The sequence below is a fragment of the Leifsonia sp. 2TAF2 genome (assembly GCF_052115085.1).
GTDB lineage: Bacteria > Actinomycetota > Actinomycetes > Actinomycetales > Microbacteriaceae > Leifsonia.
Genome location: NZ_JBFRFY010000002.1, coordinates 253244 through 269074 on the forward strand (window position 1 = coordinate 253244; position 15831 = coordinate 269074).

The 15831-nt window shown below is 66.4% G+C and carries 17 protein-coding genes and 2 tRNA genes; 15 read left to right on the plus strand and 4 right to left on the minus strand.

What is annotated here, in order from left to right; genetic code table 11:
- Positions 1-23: 23 nt before the first annotated feature.
- Together AB4Z18_RS13540 and AB4Z18_RS13545 are read right to left on the minus strand one after the other, a co-directional pair.
- Positions 24-1052 carry a LacI family DNA-binding transcriptional regulator gene (locus AB4Z18_RS13540; RefSeq protein WP_441783256.1) on the minus strand — a complete coding sequence of 343 codons (1029 nt, stop codon included), beginning with the start codon at positions 1050-1052 and terminating at the stop codon, positions 24-26.
- 149 nt (positions 1053-1201) lie between these two features.
- Positions 1202-2044: a pentapeptide repeat-containing protein gene (locus AB4Z18_RS13545; protein WP_441783257.1), complete on the minus strand. Its 843-nt coding sequence runs from the start codon at positions 2042-2044 to the stop codon at positions 1202-1204.
- 108 nt (positions 2045-2152) lie between these two features.
- Between AB4Z18_RS13545 and AB4Z18_RS13550 the strand changes: the two genes are divergently transcribed.
- From AB4Z18_RS13550 to AB4Z18_RS13560, 3 genes are all read left to right on the plus strand, one after another.
- On the plus strand, positions 2153-3109 hold the full coding sequence (locus tag AB4Z18_RS13550; protein ID WP_441783258.1) for an aldo/keto reductase: 957 nt from the start codon (positions 2153-2155) through the stop codon (positions 3107-3109).
- A 118-nt stretch (positions 3110-3227) separates the two neighbouring features.
- Positions 3228-3299 (plus strand) — tRNA-Thr (locus AB4Z18_RS13555).
- Between the two features lie 33 nt (positions 3300-3332).
- Positions 3333-3406 (plus strand) — tRNA-Met (locus AB4Z18_RS13560).
- A 31-nt stretch (positions 3407-3437) separates the two neighbouring features.
- Here the strand turns inward: AB4Z18_RS13560 and AB4Z18_RS13565 are convergent.
- Together AB4Z18_RS13565 and AB4Z18_RS13570 are read right to left on the minus strand one after the other, a co-directional pair.
- Positions 3438-4580 (minus strand): tyrosine-type recombinase/integrase, encoded by a 1143-nt coding sequence (locus AB4Z18_RS13565; protein WP_441783259.1) that lies wholly within the window; start codon positions 4578-4580, stop codon positions 3438-3440.
- A gap of 5 nt (positions 4581-4585) precedes the next feature.
- A complete protein-coding gene (locus AB4Z18_RS13570) occupies positions 4586-5188 on the minus strand; it encodes a helix-turn-helix domain-containing protein (RefSeq protein ID WP_441783260.1) in 603 nt (200 codons plus the stop codon).
- A 103-nt stretch (positions 5189-5291) separates the two neighbouring features.
- Between AB4Z18_RS13570 and AB4Z18_RS13575 the strand changes: the two genes are divergently transcribed.
- The 12 genes from AB4Z18_RS13575 to AB4Z18_RS13630 all read left to right on the plus strand — a co-directional run bounded on the left by AB4Z18_RS13575 (position 5292) and on the right by AB4Z18_RS13630 (position 15747).
- Positions 5292-5489 carry a helix-turn-helix transcriptional regulator gene (locus AB4Z18_RS13575; RefSeq protein ID WP_374008543.1) on the plus strand — a complete coding sequence of 66 codons (198 nt, stop codon included), beginning with the start codon at positions 5292-5294 and terminating at the stop codon, positions 5487-5489.
- A 485-nt stretch (positions 5490-5974) separates the two neighbouring features.
- A complete protein-coding gene (locus AB4Z18_RS13580) occupies positions 5975-6718 on the plus strand; it encodes a hypothetical protein (RefSeq protein WP_441783261.1) in 744 nt (247 codons plus the stop codon).
- Complete coding sequence (locus tag AB4Z18_RS13585; RefSeq protein WP_441783262.1) at positions 6715-7818, plus strand: hypothetical protein; 1104 nt, start codon at positions 6715-6717, stop codon at positions 7816-7818. Before AB4Z18_RS13580 ends, AB4Z18_RS13585 begins: the two co-directional genes overlap by 4 nt.
- A gap of 86 nt (positions 7819-7904) precedes the next feature.
- Entirely contained in the window at positions 7905-8558 is a 654-nt protein-coding gene (locus tag AB4Z18_RS13590; RefSeq protein WP_441783263.1) for a hypothetical protein, read from the plus strand.
- Positions 8559-8562: 4 nt separating this feature from the next.
- Positions 8563-8718 (plus strand): hypothetical protein, encoded by a 156-nt coding sequence (locus AB4Z18_RS13595; RefSeq protein WP_441783264.1) that lies wholly within the window; start codon positions 8563-8565, stop codon positions 8716-8718.
- The gene (locus AB4Z18_RS13600) at positions 8715-9038 is read left to right on the plus strand and encodes a hypothetical protein (RefSeq protein ID WP_441783265.1); all 324 of its coding nucleotides are present in this window, start codon (positions 8715-8717) and stop codon (positions 9036-9038) included. Before AB4Z18_RS13595 ends, AB4Z18_RS13600 begins: the two co-directional genes overlap by 4 nt.
- A complete protein-coding gene (locus AB4Z18_RS13605) occupies positions 9035-10087 on the plus strand; it encodes a hypothetical protein (RefSeq protein ID WP_441783266.1) in 1053 nt (350 codons plus the stop codon). Before AB4Z18_RS13600 ends, AB4Z18_RS13605 begins: the two co-directional genes overlap by 4 nt.
- A gap of 3 nt (positions 10088-10090) precedes the next feature.
- The gene (locus AB4Z18_RS13610) at positions 10091-11623 is read left to right on the plus strand and encodes an SCO6880 family protein (RefSeq protein WP_441783267.1); all 1533 of its coding nucleotides are present in this window, start codon (positions 10091-10093) and stop codon (positions 11621-11623) included.
- Between the two features lie 2 nt (positions 11624-11625).
- On the plus strand, positions 11626-13074 hold the full coding sequence (locus AB4Z18_RS13615) for a hypothetical protein (protein ID WP_441783268.1): 1449 nt from the start codon (positions 11626-11628) through the stop codon (positions 13072-13074).
- A complete protein-coding gene (locus AB4Z18_RS13620) occupies positions 13071-14876 on the plus strand; it encodes a type IV secretory system conjugative DNA transfer family protein (protein WP_441783269.1) in 1806 nt (601 codons plus the stop codon). Before AB4Z18_RS13615 ends, AB4Z18_RS13620 begins: the two co-directional genes overlap by 4 nt.
- Positions 14876-15280 (plus strand): hypothetical protein, encoded by a 405-nt coding sequence (locus AB4Z18_RS13625; RefSeq protein ID WP_441783270.1) that lies wholly within the window; start codon positions 14876-14878, stop codon positions 15278-15280. Before AB4Z18_RS13620 ends, AB4Z18_RS13625 begins: the two co-directional genes overlap by 1 nt.
- Entirely contained in the window at positions 15277-15747 is a 471-nt protein-coding gene (locus AB4Z18_RS13630; RefSeq protein WP_441783271.1) for a hypothetical protein, read from the plus strand. Before AB4Z18_RS13625 ends, AB4Z18_RS13630 begins: the two co-directional genes overlap by 4 nt.
- Positions 15748-15831 lie beyond the last annotated feature (84 nt).

The following is a 15831-nucleotide window of genomic DNA, read 5'->3' on the forward strand; positions in this document are numbered from 1 at the left end:
TGTTCGTGTCGATTCGGTGGTGGTCAGGGGTGGACGGCGGTGCTGGACCGCACGATCAGGTCGGCCTCGGCGGTGTGGCTGACGGGCTCCGGCAGAGTTGCCGCTGCCGCGCCACGAGAAGTCTCGAGCGCTTCCAGCACCAGTGCTGCGGCCTGCTCGCCCTGGCGCACCGGATGCTGCGCCACCGTGCTCAATCCGAAGAAGTCGGCGAGAGGGTGGTCGTCGATACCGATGACCGACACGTCACGGGGCACGCTCAGCCCCAGGTCACGCGCAGCCAGGATGGCTCCGATCGCCATCTCGTCCGAGGCGGCGAAGATGGCGGTCGGGCGATCGTGCGGCGAGCCGAGCAACTGCTTCGCGGCGTCGTAGCCACCCGGGATCGTGAAATCGGAGGCGCGATGCAACTGCTCTTCGACGGGCAGGCCGGCGTCCCGTAGCGCCTGCTCGTAGCCGAGGCGCCGGTTGGTGGGGATGTGGAAGTCGAGGTCGAACTCGTGAGAGCCGCCGACGTGCGCGATCCGGCGGTGCCCCAGCGCGACGAGGTGCTCCGTCGCGAGGCGAGCAACGCCGACGTCGTCGATGCGGAGCGTGGGCACCCCGGGGAGGGGGCCGCCGACGCCGACGACGGGCTTGCCGATCGCGAGCAGGCGACCGACCTCGTCCTCGGCCAGCTCGAGAGAGACAGCGAACACGGCATCCACACGGTTGCGGAGCAGGTGGTGCTCGAACACGCGTCGGCGCTCGTCGCCCTCGCCACTCAGGTTGTAGAGGGTCAGATCGTAGCCCCGGCGGAGGAGGACGCGCTCGGCGCCCTCGATCACCGAGGTGAAGAACCAGCGGTTCAGGTGCGGCACGACCGCGCCGATGTTGCGGGTGCGACCCGATGCGAGACCGGAGGCATTCGACGAGACGACGTACCCGAGCTGGGATGCGGCCTGCACGACGCGGGCGCGTGTCGGTGCCGAGACGGGTCCGTTGCCGCTGAGCGCGCGCGAGACGGTGGCGGTGGAGACCCCAGCGAGGCGCGCGACGTCATCGATGCCGGGCATCCGACCTCCTGCGCACTCATGCTCGGTGGAAGCGCTTGCGTCCGCCGGTGCCGGGATGTGACCGTGCACAAGGGGGAGTATAGCGATTCTGGTGGAAGCGTTTGCAGATGTTACGTCGGCCGTACTGGTGTCGCCGCCGGTACTAGCGGTCAGCGCCAGTGACCGGGACGGATGAGTGCGGAAGGGAGGCGTGTGCGGCGGTCGCCGGTGGCCGCGTCCACCTGCAGCTGGGTGAGGTAGAGCGCGTCGCGGAGGTCGGCGCCGGCCAGACGAGCGTCGCGCAGGTCCGCTCCGATCAGTTCTGCCCGGGAGAGGTCGGCGTCGCGGAGGTCTGCCGCGATCAGGAGCGCCCCGCGCAGCTCCGCCCCGCGCAGGTCCGCTCCGCGGAGGTCTGCTCCGAGCAGTTCGGCACCCGGGCGGATGCGTGAGCGGGCCGTTCGCTGAGGTCCGGCGCCGATCGCGCCCGACTCCCGTGCGAGGCGCGCGGCGTCGCGCAGCAGCTGGGCGGCCGGTGCGCGGAGCTCCTCGATATCCGTCTCCAGGACCGTCGCCGGGGGTGCTTCCGTGACTGCCCGCACCTCGTCGCGAGCCCGCCGCAACAGGGGATGCAGTCGCTCGGCCGCGTCGATCGTGAGCGCCTCCTCCAGGTACCACAGCAGTTCGTGGAGCTGACGCATGATCGGGAAGACGGCGAACATCGCCTTCCTCGTGGAATCATCGTCGCGCCAACTGGCTCCATCGAAGGTGTGCTGAGTGACCTTCTGGCCCGCGCCGAAGCAGTCGAAGACCGTGCAGCCCTTGAACCCACTCTCGCGCAGGTGCGGGTGGATGCTGCAGCGGTCGTCGCCGTCGAGATTGACGCACGGATCGCCGGCCGGCTTGTCGAAGGCGAAGTCGGCGGACCGGGCGAAGGCGAGAGCGACGCAGCAGAGCCCGACGCAGCGCGAGCAGTCCGCTCTCAGGTCGCGGCGGGTGTCCTCGTCGGTGCGCACCCGTCCACAGTACGGCCCACAAGGACTCTTTCCACATCCTCAGGGAGAGCCGGAATACGGCCCAGACGACCGCGTTACCGTGAGAAAGAGACAAAGAAGGAGATCAGAATGACTGCACCGCGCCGCACCATCGGCTCGTCCGACCTCGAGGTCTATCCGCTCTCGCTCGGAGGTAACGTCTTCGGCTGGACCGCCGACCGGGAGACGTCCTTCGACGTCCTCGACGGCTACACCGCCGCCGGAGGCAACTTCGTGGACACTGCGGACGGCTATTCGGCGTGGGTTCCGGGCAACACCGGGGGCGATTCTGAGCGCATCCTCGGCGAGTGGTTCGACGCGCGCGGCAACCGCGACCAGGTGGTGCTCGCCACCAAGGTCTCCCAGCATCCTGATTTCAAGGGCCTCGCAGCGGACAACATCCGCCGGGCCGCCGACGCGTCGCTCGAGCGCCTGCAGTCCGAATACATCGACCTCTACTACGCCCACTTCGACGACGAGACCGTGCCGCTGGAGGAGACGGTCGCCGCCCTCTCCGGGCTGGTCGACGCCGGAAAGATCCGCTACATCGGCATCTCGAACTATTCGCCCGAGCGCATCGACGAGTGGTTCCGCATCACCGAGCGCGAGGGTCTCCACCGCGCGGTCGCGCTGCAGCCGCACTACAACCTGGTCGAGCGCGCGTTCGAGACCTCATACCGCCCGATCGCCGAGCGCGAGGGTCTCGGGGTCATGCCGTACTTCGCGCTGGCAGCCGGGTTCCTGACCGGCAAATACCGCGACGGGGTCACGGTCGACAGCGCCCGCGCCGGCGGTGCCGCGAAGTACCTGGACGAGACCGGGCGCTCCGTGCTGGCCGCGCTCGACGAGGTCGCTGCCGCGCACCGGGCCTCCGTGGCGTCCGTCGCGCTGGCCTGGCTCGCCGCGCAGCCCACGATCACTGCGCCCATCGCGAGCGCACGCACGACGGAGCAGCTGCCCGACCTCCTCGCGTCCGTCGAGCTCGAGCTCTCCGCCGACGAGCTGGAGGCGCTTGCGGGCGCGTCGGAGGCCGCACTGGCGGCGTGAGCCGAGGGGACGAGGCCGGGCGCCGTCGCCCGCCGCAGTGGTACGGAGCACACCGCGGCGGATGGTATTCTCTTACGGTTGCCGAAAACGTCTGGCCCACCGGCCGGCGCCCGGTTACGCCCCCTTAGCTCATTGGTAGAGCACTTCCTTGGTAAGGAAGAGGTAGTGGGTCCGATTCCCACAGGGGGCTCCGTCTCCCCGTCGCGCGACGTGGAGATGCCACGGCGGGGTAGCTCAGGTGGTTAGAGCACACGGCTCATAATCGTGGTGTCGCGGGTTCGAGTCCCGCCCTCGCTACAAGCCTTATAAACACTGGGAACGGCGGTCCTTATCGGACCGCCGTTTCTTCGTTTCCGGGACGATTTGCCCACATTTTGCCCACACTTGAAATCGCGACCGCGTGAAGTCGGTCGGCTACAGCGTCGAGATCGTCATCGAATAGGTCGCTGTACGTGTCGAGGGTCATCGCCGCCGACGCGTGTCCGAGCATGCGCTGAACCGCCTTCACGTTGGCGCCGGCGCTGACCGCGAGAGACGCCGCGGTGTGCCGCAGGTCGTGAATGGTCATCGCCGGTAGGCCGGCCTCTGCCAGTGCACGATCCCACCACGAGTTCGTGACCATCGTCGGCGTCTTCTGGTAGCCGCCGCGCCCGTCGTCGAAGACGATCCCATCCCGGCCTTTGTCCGAGCATGCCTCGACCAGTGGTTGGGAGAGGAATTGGGGGTAGGGCACGCTTCGGCGCTCGTGCGTCTTAGGAGTGCCGACCACGATCGCCCCATTGACATAGACGGCATTCTCGACCACGGACAACCGACGCCGCTTCGTGTCGACATCGCGGACCCTCAGCGCGGTCGCTTCCCCCCAGCGAAGCCCCGTGTATGCGAGCGTTGCGACAATCAGCGCATGCGGACCGCAGGCGGCCAGTAGCGCGGCGACCTGTTCGTTACTGAGGTAGACATGCTCGCGCGAGTTGCGCCGGGGAAGCTTGACTCCGCGGGCCGGATTCGAAGGGATGAGGTGGTCGCGAACGGCCGTGTCGAGTACGCCGGCGAGGATGTCGTGACATCGGCGCACCATGGTCGGCGACTTCGGCTTCTGCGTATCGGTGCCGTCGCTGAGTTGGGTGATCCAGGCTTGCACTTCACTGTGGCGGATGGTTCCGATCATCGTCGTTCCCCACCGCGGCTCCACATGAAGGCGCCATGCGGACTCGTAGACGTATGCGGAGGACGGCTTGAGATGTGAGCGCGACACGAGCCAGGCGCGCCCGAGCCGGTCAACCGTGGCTCGGGCAGCCGTTGGATCGATGTACTCTCCCGTGGCTTTCTTGGTCTCCACGGAGGCGAGAAACAGCTCGGCTTCTCGCTTGGTTCGAAAGCCCCGTTTGTCTGTCTGGGAGTGGTCGGGCTTGCGGTAGCGGACGCGGTAGCGTTTCCCCGCGGCCGACTCGTAGGCCGTTATGCTGCCCATCGCAATTAGTCCGTGCGGTCTGCAGATTCGATGTTCACGCCGCTGACACCGGCGGACGTGAGAAGAGTGACGAGGCGCTGGGCCTCTTCGGTTGTCTGGTGGATGCGGCCCCGCAGGTCGTCTGTGCCGCTGACCAACTCGGGGCTGCCGGAGGACAGCTGGACCTGGAGCACAATCTGCAAGCGTTCGAGCTCGCGCTGGAGCATGCCCAGTTCCCTGAGCGTTCCGAGAAGGTTGATATCGGTGCGTTCCGACGCCAGCCGCGGTCGGTAGAAACTTGCCGGCGTCGCGGAAAGCCAGCAGTCGAACTCGGCAGCGGTCATTCCCTGAAAGTCGGCGCTGAGATTCGGCAGGTCCAGCTCGGCTTCCGGAGTGCCCATGGGAGCCAGCAGAAACGATGGCGGCACGTTGAGCGCTCGTGCAATGTTCAACAGCTGGCTGACGCTGATGTCGGCCTTTCGGCCGGACTCGATGTTCTCGAGGATCGCCGACGTGACTTTTCCGCCTTCGACGGCATCCGCGAGTTCGCGGGTGGTTCTGTATCCACGCTCTCTGCGCGCCATCTTGATGCGCGCTCCGACGCTCGTCTCTGATCTAAAGTCCGCCATTTCGACAGAGTATCGCCTTTCCGCTTGTCAAACCAGAGAACTAGCTGTACTGTCGGTACAACAAAAAGGCAGTCTTCTAGTTGTCGAAACGGAGGATCAAGAGATGACAGGAGAATTCATTCGGCCCACCGAGGTGGCCGAAATCACCGGCCTTTCCGTAGCTGCGCTGGCACAGCTCCGCTACAAGGGCAAGGGACCCCGCTACTACAAGCCCACGCCGCACAGCGTCATCTACAAGCGGGCGGAGGTGATCGCGTGGCTGGAATCGAGTGTGCAGACGGGGACGGCAGTTCTGGCGTGACGACCGCGAATGGTGGAGCCCGCTCGGCTGCCGGCATCGCCATCGACGGTTATCTAGTGCCCGTCGATCCCATGGACGACCTACAGTGCGAGAGCTGTCAGTAGAACACGCCGTCCACTCCGGCGTGGCACACCGAAGTTGGCCCCCGTCCGGGGGTAGCGTCCGGCAACAAATGGAGCGGCTGTCTCTCACCTGCCTGAGCGCGGCGCCCGGCTCAAAGATTGAGTCAGGGCGGCGGTAACGCATCGTGACTACGACTCCGCGCGCTCAGGGTCGAAGTCGCTGCACTCTCCGCTTCACCCAGGCGATCCCAGCCGATGACCTAGCTCGCTGGCGCCGCCACCCACACCGCTCTCACCACCTCTTCACCCAGCCAGGCCGTCCCGAACACGGCCGCGCCCTGCGCTTGCTTGTCCCAATGGGTCTTTGACCCGAACCCGAGCCCTTCGCAAAAGCCACCTCCATTCAAGGAAGGTTGTGAACTTGTGGCTGAAGGAACCCAAGTCCGTACGCGTGCGGATGCCCGGCTGACGGAGTTGCTCCGTGAGGTCGACACCCTGCGGCCGTACGTCCGTTTTCAACTGCGCGGCTGGCCGAATGAGGTCGACGCCGTTCTACAGATAGCCCGGGAGACGGTCTGGCACCGATCCTCCACGTTTGACCCCAAGCGTGGGTCGCCTCACGCGTTCGTGTTCGGCATCACTCGTCATGTTGTGCTGAGGGAGATCGAGCGGAAGCACGTCCCGATGGATGACGTTCCGGACGATGTCGAGTCCGCCTCGGATATCGACCCGTTGGAGGTGATGATCCGCCGGTTCGACGCGCACCGGTGGATGGTGCTGGTGGCCGATTTCGTCGGCCCATCTGACTGGCACGTGATGAGCGACCTGAGTCTGGCAGACGGTGACGCCGAGCGGGTGGCAGCAGCCCATCAGCTGTCCAGGCGGAGTGTCCGCACGATTCATGACCGCGTGTGCCAGACCGCACGAACCGTGCTCGCCGCCCTCGCGGCCTCGGACGCGGGACTGCCGCTGACGGGATCCGTGATCGTGTCGTGCGTTCCCGAGACAGGTGGGTTCCGTGAGGTCGCAGAGATGATCGGCGACGACGCCGGCACCATTGCCGCGAACCTTCACATCCATCCAGGCTCGGCGCGGGCACGGATCGCGACCGCGAAGCGGTTGCTGATGATCGCTCGGGCTGTCCTAGAGCAGGAGGTGGCGGCATGATCGGAGTCCGTACGGCTACCGCGCGGGCCGTTGCCCATCCGAAAACGACCCGGAACCTTCTGATCGTCGCCGCGGTCATCGTCCTGATCGTCCCTGTCGCGCTCGTCGCCGTCCCGGTGTCGCTGGTGCTTGCAATGGGCGCGAGCGGTTTTGGTGGTGGTGGGGGAGTGTGCGGTGGGTCCGCCCCGTCCGCGGAGGCTGGCCTGAAGGTGGACGGGTACGGGCCGGAGCAGTTGAAGATCGCGGCGACGATCATTACCGTCGGCCAGCAAATGAGCGTGCCCCTGCACGGCCAGACTCTCGCGGTGATGGCCGCGATCGGAGAGTCCGGGCTGCGGAACCTCGATCACGGGGACGCTGTCGACAACACCACCATCGGCGTCTTCCAACAGGGCGCTGGATACGGCACTCCTGCCCAGCGGATGGACCCGGCGACCGCGGCCGCCGCCTTCTACACCCGCATGCTGCACGTCCCGGACTGGCAGAGCCTCGCTCCGACCCTGGTCGCGCACGCGGTCCAGATCAACGCAGACCCGAACCACTATGCGCCGTTCTGGACACCCGCCGAGCACGTGTTGGCGGCGCTGACCGGCGCGAGCGCGGGAACCTGTCAGGTGCCGGCGGATGCCCGTGCCGCCGCTGCGGTGTTGGTGGGTGCGATCCAGGCGAAGAAGCTGAACTTCCTCGAGCCGCGCTACCAGCAGCAGGTCATCAACATGGCCGACGGGACCGCGACACCGGACTGCGCCATTGACGCCCACGTTCTCCAGCTGATCGTCGTCGCCGTCCAGTCGTTCCAGCAGGTCGGGGTCAGCGACCTCAACCGGCGCTGCACGGGCATGACCCCCGGCGCAGGTACCGCGTCCGCGCACTGGAAGGGCAAGGCGGTGGACTTCTACGCGATCAACCGGCAGTCCCTCACCGGGGCAGACACGCTTTCGGTGCAGCTGATCCACGTGCTGGACCCGTACGCCCTACACGGGTCATCGGCCGGGCAAAGCGACTGCCGCGCACGCGCCCACGTGTCGCTGGGCGTCTTGACGAACATCACCCGCGACTTCCCCGATACCTGCAACCACCAACACATCCAGCTGCCCTGACCGACGAAGACAGGAGGTGCGCGCCAAAAGCTACGCCGAACCGGAAGTTCCAAGTGAAGGCGCATACGAAACCGAGGTGAAACGAGATGAACAAGAAGCTGATCGCAATCGCGGCCCTCCTCCCATCCCTTGCCCTGACGGGCTGTGCAGCAAGTGCTCCAGCCGCGAAGTCTTCGTTCACGACCGTCGCACCGGCCACACCGACCGCGACTCCGTCCAGCGACGCGACTCCTGCAGCTGACGGCATCGTCGACACCGTCTACGTGCAGGTCTTCCCGGGGAGGACCTTCAAGGCGAAGCACGGCTGCCGCTGCACCCTCCCGGATTCGAACCAGGAACTCTTCCCGATGCGGACGCCCGTGATCTTCGTGAAGTTCACGATGACCGGCGAATGGAAGCCCTCACAGGGAAACCAGACCTACCAGGACGTCACCGGCACCACGCTCAAAGGCACGCAGTTCGACGGACGTCCCGAACCGGCCGTCCTCGACACCGCCGACGGACCCGCCGCGGCCAAAGCCGCCGGCCTTGCGTGGCTGCCGGGCGGGCTTTTCCACGGTGAGACAGCTTGGACGATTCCGAACGACAAGGCACGGTCCTTCGGCGCTGCCTGGTATCTGCCGGCTGGGGTCGACCGGCTCCTGCTCACGATGAACGTCCCCTCCGAGGGGCAGCCATTGCGTCTTACCGTGCCGCTGCCCACGTCCGCGACGGACGCAGCGAATGCGAGCGGGGAGTAACCCTATGGAGCTCCTGCTGAACGTGCTCGGCCTCCTGCTCATCATCGGCATCACCCTGCTCGGGATCGTCGGTTCCGGGCTGCTGACAGCGAAACGGATGATCGAGACCCAAGAACCTCAGCCAAGAACCAATCGCACCGAAAGGAAGACTCACTCATGAACGCACTCAACGAAGCTCTTGTCACCGCGCACTCCCGCGCGATCAACGTGCTGACGGTGAACAACCCGTCACCCGACTTCTCCGGCCCCGGCGTCGGCGCCCTCCAGTCGATTGCGAACGTCGTGTTCGCCATCGTGCTCACCCTCGGCGTGATCGGCGGTCTCATTGCGGCTGGGTTCATCGTCGTCGGCCACATCTCCAGCAACGGACGAGTTCAGAAGATGGGCATCGTCGGTGTGGTGAGCTGCGTCGCGGGGGTCGCCGTCGCCGCCGGAATCGCGGGACTGATCAACTGGGGTCAGTCGCTGAAGGTGGCGTGATCCTGATGCTCGTGCTCGCCGCGGCTGCTACGCCGGATCCGTTCTCGCCGAACTACGGCTGCTTCATGGCCGACTTCGGCTGCCAAGCCTCACAAACCCTCGCCCAATTCATGGGCTCCACCATCCGCAACCTGGGCGACTTCATCGCCACCATGATCGCCGGCTCGTTCAACACCAACATCGACCAGAGCAGCTGGGAGATCGCCCACTCACAGTTCCTCTTCTGGATCGCTGTTACAGCCCCCGTCATCCTGATCGTGGCCCTCGTGCAAATCGGGATCGCGATGATCCTGCAGGACTGGTCTCGGATTGGGCGCACCGCCACCGGCGCGGCGCTCGCCATCCCGTTCTCCGCCATTTGCGTGTGGGGTATGCAGAAGGCTTCGGGAGTCACCGACGCCGTGACCACCAGCCTCACCTTCACCGTCCAAGGCGGCGACCTCAGCAAAGGGCTCCTTCGGGTCGTGGGACTCCTCGACATCACCAAGCAAGCGCCCAACGCAGTCATGCACAACGCCCAATTCACCCAAGGCGGCGTCATCTTCACCATCGCCAGCCAAGGCGCCCAAGGTCCCGGCTCGGTCGGCGAGTACGTGATGGCGCTACTCGTGGTCGGGCTGATGATGATCGCCTCGCTGTTCCTCTTCATCGCCATGTCGATCCGCGAATTCGGGCTCCTCGCCCTCGCAGCGATGGCCCCGGTCGGGCTCATGATGATCGGCCAACCCAAGCTCACCGCCTGGGCACAACGATGGATGAACCTGACCATCGGCCTGCTGATCGCCAAACCTCTCGCCGCCGGCGTCGTGCTCCTCGCTGTTGAGCTGACAAAGGCAAGCCTCAGCATCGGGGTCATCCTCGTCGCTGCCGGAGCAGTGATCGCCGCCTCGTTCTCCCCGTTGTGGGCGACGAAGCTCGTGTCCTTCGCCGGCGCAGAAGTCGGCACAGCCCTTCACCACCGGTTCTCCGTACGCGACCAGTTCTCGCGCGTAAACACCGCCGCCGCTCCGGTCCGTTCCGCCGCCCGCGTCATCAAGGTTGGGAGATAACTCATGACCACCTTCACCGCTAACCAGATCCTCACCGACGAAGGCGCACCCCGGGTCCGCTTCGCCGCCCGGGAACGACGAGGGATCTTCCTTGGCCTCACCTTCCTGCAGCTCGTCGTCATCGGCGCCGCCGTCGCCATCTTGATAGCAACGCTGCTCATCAACCCCAACGCGTTCTGGGTGATGCTCCCGCTTATCGCAGTGGTGGTTTTCTTCGCGCTCGCCACCTACCGGCGCGAACCCGTGCTCGTCATCGCAGCACAGGCCGCCCGCTACGCCTACCGCAGCCTTACCGGCCAGACCGCCTTCCGCCGCGACGTCTGGCTCCGGGTGACCATGGCATCCCTGAACGTCGGCCAAGCCCAGGTGGCCGCAGTCGCACCCGTCGTCACCTCAAATTTCCTCCTTCCCGGCGCCCTGGGCGACGTTCAGGTCGTCCAGATTCCCAACGCTGGCGCGTTCGTCTACAACGCACGCGGACGGCTAGCAGCGGTCACCGTCAAGGTCGGTTCACGCGCATGGGCACTCCGCGACAAAGGTACCCAGGAGGCCGCCTACGACGGGTTCGTCGAATGGCTCAGCTCACTGGAAAACCTCCCAGGTGTAAGGGAGACCACAATCCGGATCCGCGTCGACCGAGCTTCCTCGAACGAGCTGCGCGACTACCTGGTGGTTCGGCAGAACGAGCACGACCCGCAGGTCACCGCCGAGCTACGCGAGCAGTACTGGGCACTCACGCAGGCGGCGTCAAAGCGTTCGATGGGGTTCACGAACTACATCACGATCACCTTTGACACCGCCGCCCTCAACAGCGCCATCCGCGACGCTGGCAAAGGCCTCGTCGGCATCGCCGCTGTACTCAGGGAGCGGGTCGCCGGCATCGAGACCTCGATGGAGCACGCCAGGCTCACCCCCGCCGGATGGCTCACCTCCGACGAGCTGGACGAGCTCAACGCGCTGTCCGCCGACCCGGTCGCAGCCGCGACCCGGAGGGAACAAGACTCGAACGTTGTGTCCGCGCCGTCGCCGGTGATGGGCATCGACGAGGGCTGGGATGCGCTGCGCGTGGACGAGTCCTGGCATCAGACGTTCTGGGTCGCTGAATGGCCGCGCACCGATGTCCGCACCGGGTTCCTGGAGCCCTTGCTCTACGCCGGGGATGCGACGCGGGTGATCACGCTCCAGGTTCGCCCGGTCACCACGCACAAGGCGCTGGCCCAGCTGAACCGGGCCCAGTCCGACATGGAAACCGCCGCGACCATCCGGATGAAGCTGTCCTCCCGGATCCCGCTCACCCATCTCCGCGAAGAGGAAGACCTCGCCGTGCGCGAGCACGACCTCGTCGACGGGTTCGGCGACGTCCAGTACCGCGGCTTCGTCACCATCTCCGCCGAGTCCAAGGATGCCCTCGGGAAGGCACGCACGGACCTCGAACAGGCCTCGCACCCCGCCCGCCTCGTGCTCGCGTCCATGTCAGGCCAGCAGGCCGCGGGGTTTGTCACCGCGGCGCTGCCGGTCCCGCTGGAAGGGGAATGAGGATGAAGCACTCCGCCGTCATCGGCCGCATCCCAGCGAACGAGAAACCCGGCGCCAACGGCCGCCTCCGCCTACCCACCTCCGAGGACAAGACCTCCAACTGGAAGCTCCAGACTGCAGAGTTGCCGACGTCGAAGATGCCGGCCTGGGGATGGAAGCAGCCGCACAACCTGCGTGGCCCGCTGCGCGCCACCCCGCCAGCGCACCGCTGCTCTTCTAAAGTCCTCGGGGGTGCGTATCCGTTCCTGGCCGAGACCGGGGACATCCTCACCGGTGCGTACATCGGGGAGAATCTGCTCTCCCGTGCGCCGTTCTGTTTCGACCCGTGGGACGCGTACTCCGCTGAGGCGGTCCGGTCTCACTCGGTTGCGATCCTGGGGGTGAAGGGGACCGGGAAGTCGATGCTGGCCAAGTCCTGGTCTTCGCGGCTGGCACGGTTGGGTAGGAAGATCGCCGTGCCGCACGATCCGAATGGGGAGTGGGTGCGAGTCGCCGCGTATGTCGGCGGCACTTCGATCTCAGTCGGCCCGGGCAAGGCCGCCCGCATCAACCTCCTCGACGAAGGACCGCGGGACGCGTCGTTCTCCGATGAGGACTGGAACCAGAACGTCCTCCAGTACCGGCGGGCGACCGTGAAGACGATCATCCGCCGCCTACGCGAGGGCGGGAACCTGGAACCGGTCGAGCACACTGCACTCGATGTCGCCCTCGACGCCCTCCGCGGGAACTCGACCGTCACCATCACCCATGTGTACGACCGTCTCGTCGACCCACATCAGAGCCAGCCGCTCGAGGTGGTCGAGGCCGGCCACCGGCTCGCGCACTCGCTGCGCCGGATGGTCTCAGGCGACCTCACCGGGTTCTTCGACGGTCCCTCCACCGTCCGCTTCGACGCCGACGCCCCGATGATGGTCGTCGACACGTCCGCGTTGAAAGGCGCATCGCCCGAGGCGCAGGCACTGGCCCGTCTGGCGACGGCGAACTGGATCCGCCGGTCCTCTCTCGGTGCGAACCGACAGGCCCGGGTGATCATCCACGAGGAAGCCGCCGTTGAGCTGCTCAACGATGTCTCCGGCGGTGACGGGCTCGCCGACCGGGTGGAAGACGAGAAAGTCGCCCGCCACCTCGGCACTTCCAACTGGTACCTCCTCCACCGGGTCGCCGACCTCGATGCACTCGGCGACCGCAATAGCGCCCTCCACTCCCGCGCCCTGGGTCTCCTTGCGGACTGCGAGACCCGGATCTCGTACGCGCAGCATTCCGGTGAGATCGCGAGGTCGCGGGAGATCCTGGGCTGGAACGATACTCAGGCCGACCTCGTGCGCAAGCTCCACAAGGGTGAAGGGCTCTGGCAGATCGGGCAGGACCGGGTCGCGAAGGTCCGCAACATCTGCACCGACTACGAACTCGGCATCTTCCGCACCGACGCGATGGGCGGAGAACGAGCATGAGAACCCACGGCTCCTCCTGGACACACGCTGCCCTCTACAGCCTGTTCGCGATCGTCGTCGCGGGGGCGCTTGCTACGGGTATCGCCAGCGCGACGATTTCGGCCAGCTGCGGCGGTGGCGGACGGCCCGGCAGCGTCTTCGCCGGCCTGCAACTCGCGATAGGCGGCGATCCCAGCGGATTCTTTCTGCTGCCAGGGTGCACGGCACCCGCGATGTTGATCCGTGTCCTGGATCTGCTCGCAGTATTCGTCCTTCTCAGCGCGATTGCCGTCGGGGTGATCTGGTGGCTTCGCTACCGGCAGTCGGACCGGTACTTCATTCACGAGCTCCGGGGGCGTGACGGGCTCGCCAAGCCGGGCGAAGTCCGCAAGCACACGTCCGCCCGCACCGCCCTGCACCGCGCCAAGACCCTCCGCCCGTCGCTAGTTGATCCGTCGCCGTCCGCCGCGGGGTGGAAGGTCGGCACCGCCCATGGGCAGGACGTGTACCTGTCGATCGAGGACTCGATCGTCGTGGAGGGCGCGCCCCGTTCCGGTAAGGGTTACCGGTTCATCATTAACGCCATCCTCGACTGGGACGGCCCGCTGATCACGACCTCCACGCGCAACGACAATCTCTCCGCCACGATGCGTGAACGCGCCCGGGTCGGCGAGGTCACGGTCTTCGACCCTCAAGAGCTCACCGGTATTCGCTCGGGCCTGCGGATTTCGCCGGTTGCCGGATGTGAGGATCCGCTCGTCGCGGACCAGCGGGGTCAGGCGATCATCGCCGGCACCGCCCTCGGCGCGTCCAAGACCAACCAGGAGTGGGCGCAGGTGTCCTCGAATGTGCTGTCCCGGCTCTTGCACGCTGCCGCTGTTTCGGGCCGCGGCACGGACGCGTTGGCGCGGTGGGGATCCAATCCACGGATCGCGCGGGAAGCCGTCAGCGTGCTCGCCAGCCAAGGAACGCCGGGCTGGTCAGAGGACCTGGACGCGATCATCAACGGCGATGAGAAGCTGCTCGCCAACTCCTGGTTTGGTGTGTTCGGCGCCCTCCGCCCGCTCTCCATACCCACGATCCGGAGCGCTATGACGCCCGGGCCGGGGGAGCAGTTCGACCTCGACGCGTTCCTCGCCGGCTCGAACAGCCTCTATCTCGTCGGCACCGGTGCCGGCGCCGGCTCCGTGGGCGGGTTCCTCGGCGCTGTCCTTGACGACATCGTCGAGACCGCACGCCGTAAAGCGCTAGCCTCGCCCGGTTCCCGACTCGGCCTCCCGTTGGCTGTGATCTTGGACGAGATCGCGAACATGTTCTCCTGGCCGGCGCTGCCGAGGATCATGGCCGACGGAGGAGGCATCGGGATCTCCACCATCGTCGTCCTCCAAGCCCTATCCCAAGCCGAGACCGCCTGGTCTCGCTCCGAGGCCGACACAATCTGGTCCGCCGCAACGGCCAAGCTGCTCCTCGGGGGCGCGTCCGACGTCGACCACCTCCGCGACATCGAATCGCTCCTCGGACTCCGCCGGGTCCGGAACACCGGCCACTCCTACAACGACAACGGGTCCTCGACGAACGTGCAGAACGAGAAGGTGCCCGTGATGACGATCGACGAGATCCGCCGCATGCCGGAAACGGTTGGCCTCCTCGCCTACCGGAACCGACGCGGGATCCTCCTCGACCTGCGCGGATGGACCGACCGCGACGACGCCCGACAGGTCAGTGAGGGCAAGAAGCTCACCGAGCTCGACCAGCAGGTCGTGTTCGCCGAGCAGTATCAAGACGCGCTTGACCGCCGCGGACCAGCGGGGGAGGAACACTGATGTCCAACCGTCGCCGTCCCGGCCGGGACAACAATTACCGCAGCCGCTACCTGCACTCGACAGCCTGGTTCGCCCGACGCGACCGCTGGTTCGCCGACGAAGAAACCCGCACGGGCCACGTACGTTGCGCGCTGTGTCTCGGCGCCGGCAGCCCGCGCAGCCTTGAGCTGCATCACCTCGACTACCGCGGCGTCACCCAAACCCCCCACGGGTGGACCGCCCACGAACCGCACGAGGACCTGACAGCGCTGCACCCGCGCTGCCACGAATACGTGCACCAACTCATCGACCGCGACCGCGCTCTCTCCGGCTGCGTTTCCCGGCGCACCGCCTCCATTCAGGCCATCGCCCGGCTACAGGCCAAGATCGCCCACTACATCGAAGCGTCCCTGGGGCAGCAGTGAACGACGACACCCCACTCGACGACCTCGTCGCCTCCCTCGCCGAAGAATGGAAAGACCAAGCGCCCCGACAGAGTCCCGGGATGCTCGGCATCCGCGTCATCAACTGGCGCAGCCTCGAGGACGAACACGCACCGCAGGTCTGGACCGACCTGCGCGACTGGGTGGTTTGGTTCACTCACCGCTACAACATCGCTACGCGGAAAATCCCGCCCTGCTGGTTCAAACACGGTGCCCTGGTGGAAGAACTCTCCGCCCTTTACACCGCATGGCTCGTCTCCTACGACAGCCTCGACGCCGGCTACGGACCCGTCGGCTGGCACGAACGCCTCGCCGTCGCCATCCCACGCCTGGCGACTTGGTACAACGGCGAATGCCACAACAGCCACACCGAGCTCTCGCAAACCGGCGACGACGCCGTCCCGGCCGAGTGGGCCGATTGGATTCGCCAAAGCCACGCCAATCCCTAGCCCCCATCGGAGCGACTTGCGCGCCGTCTGCGCGCATTTTCCGACCTCGAACCGGAAGTTCTAAGTGAAAGCGACCCAACCGAC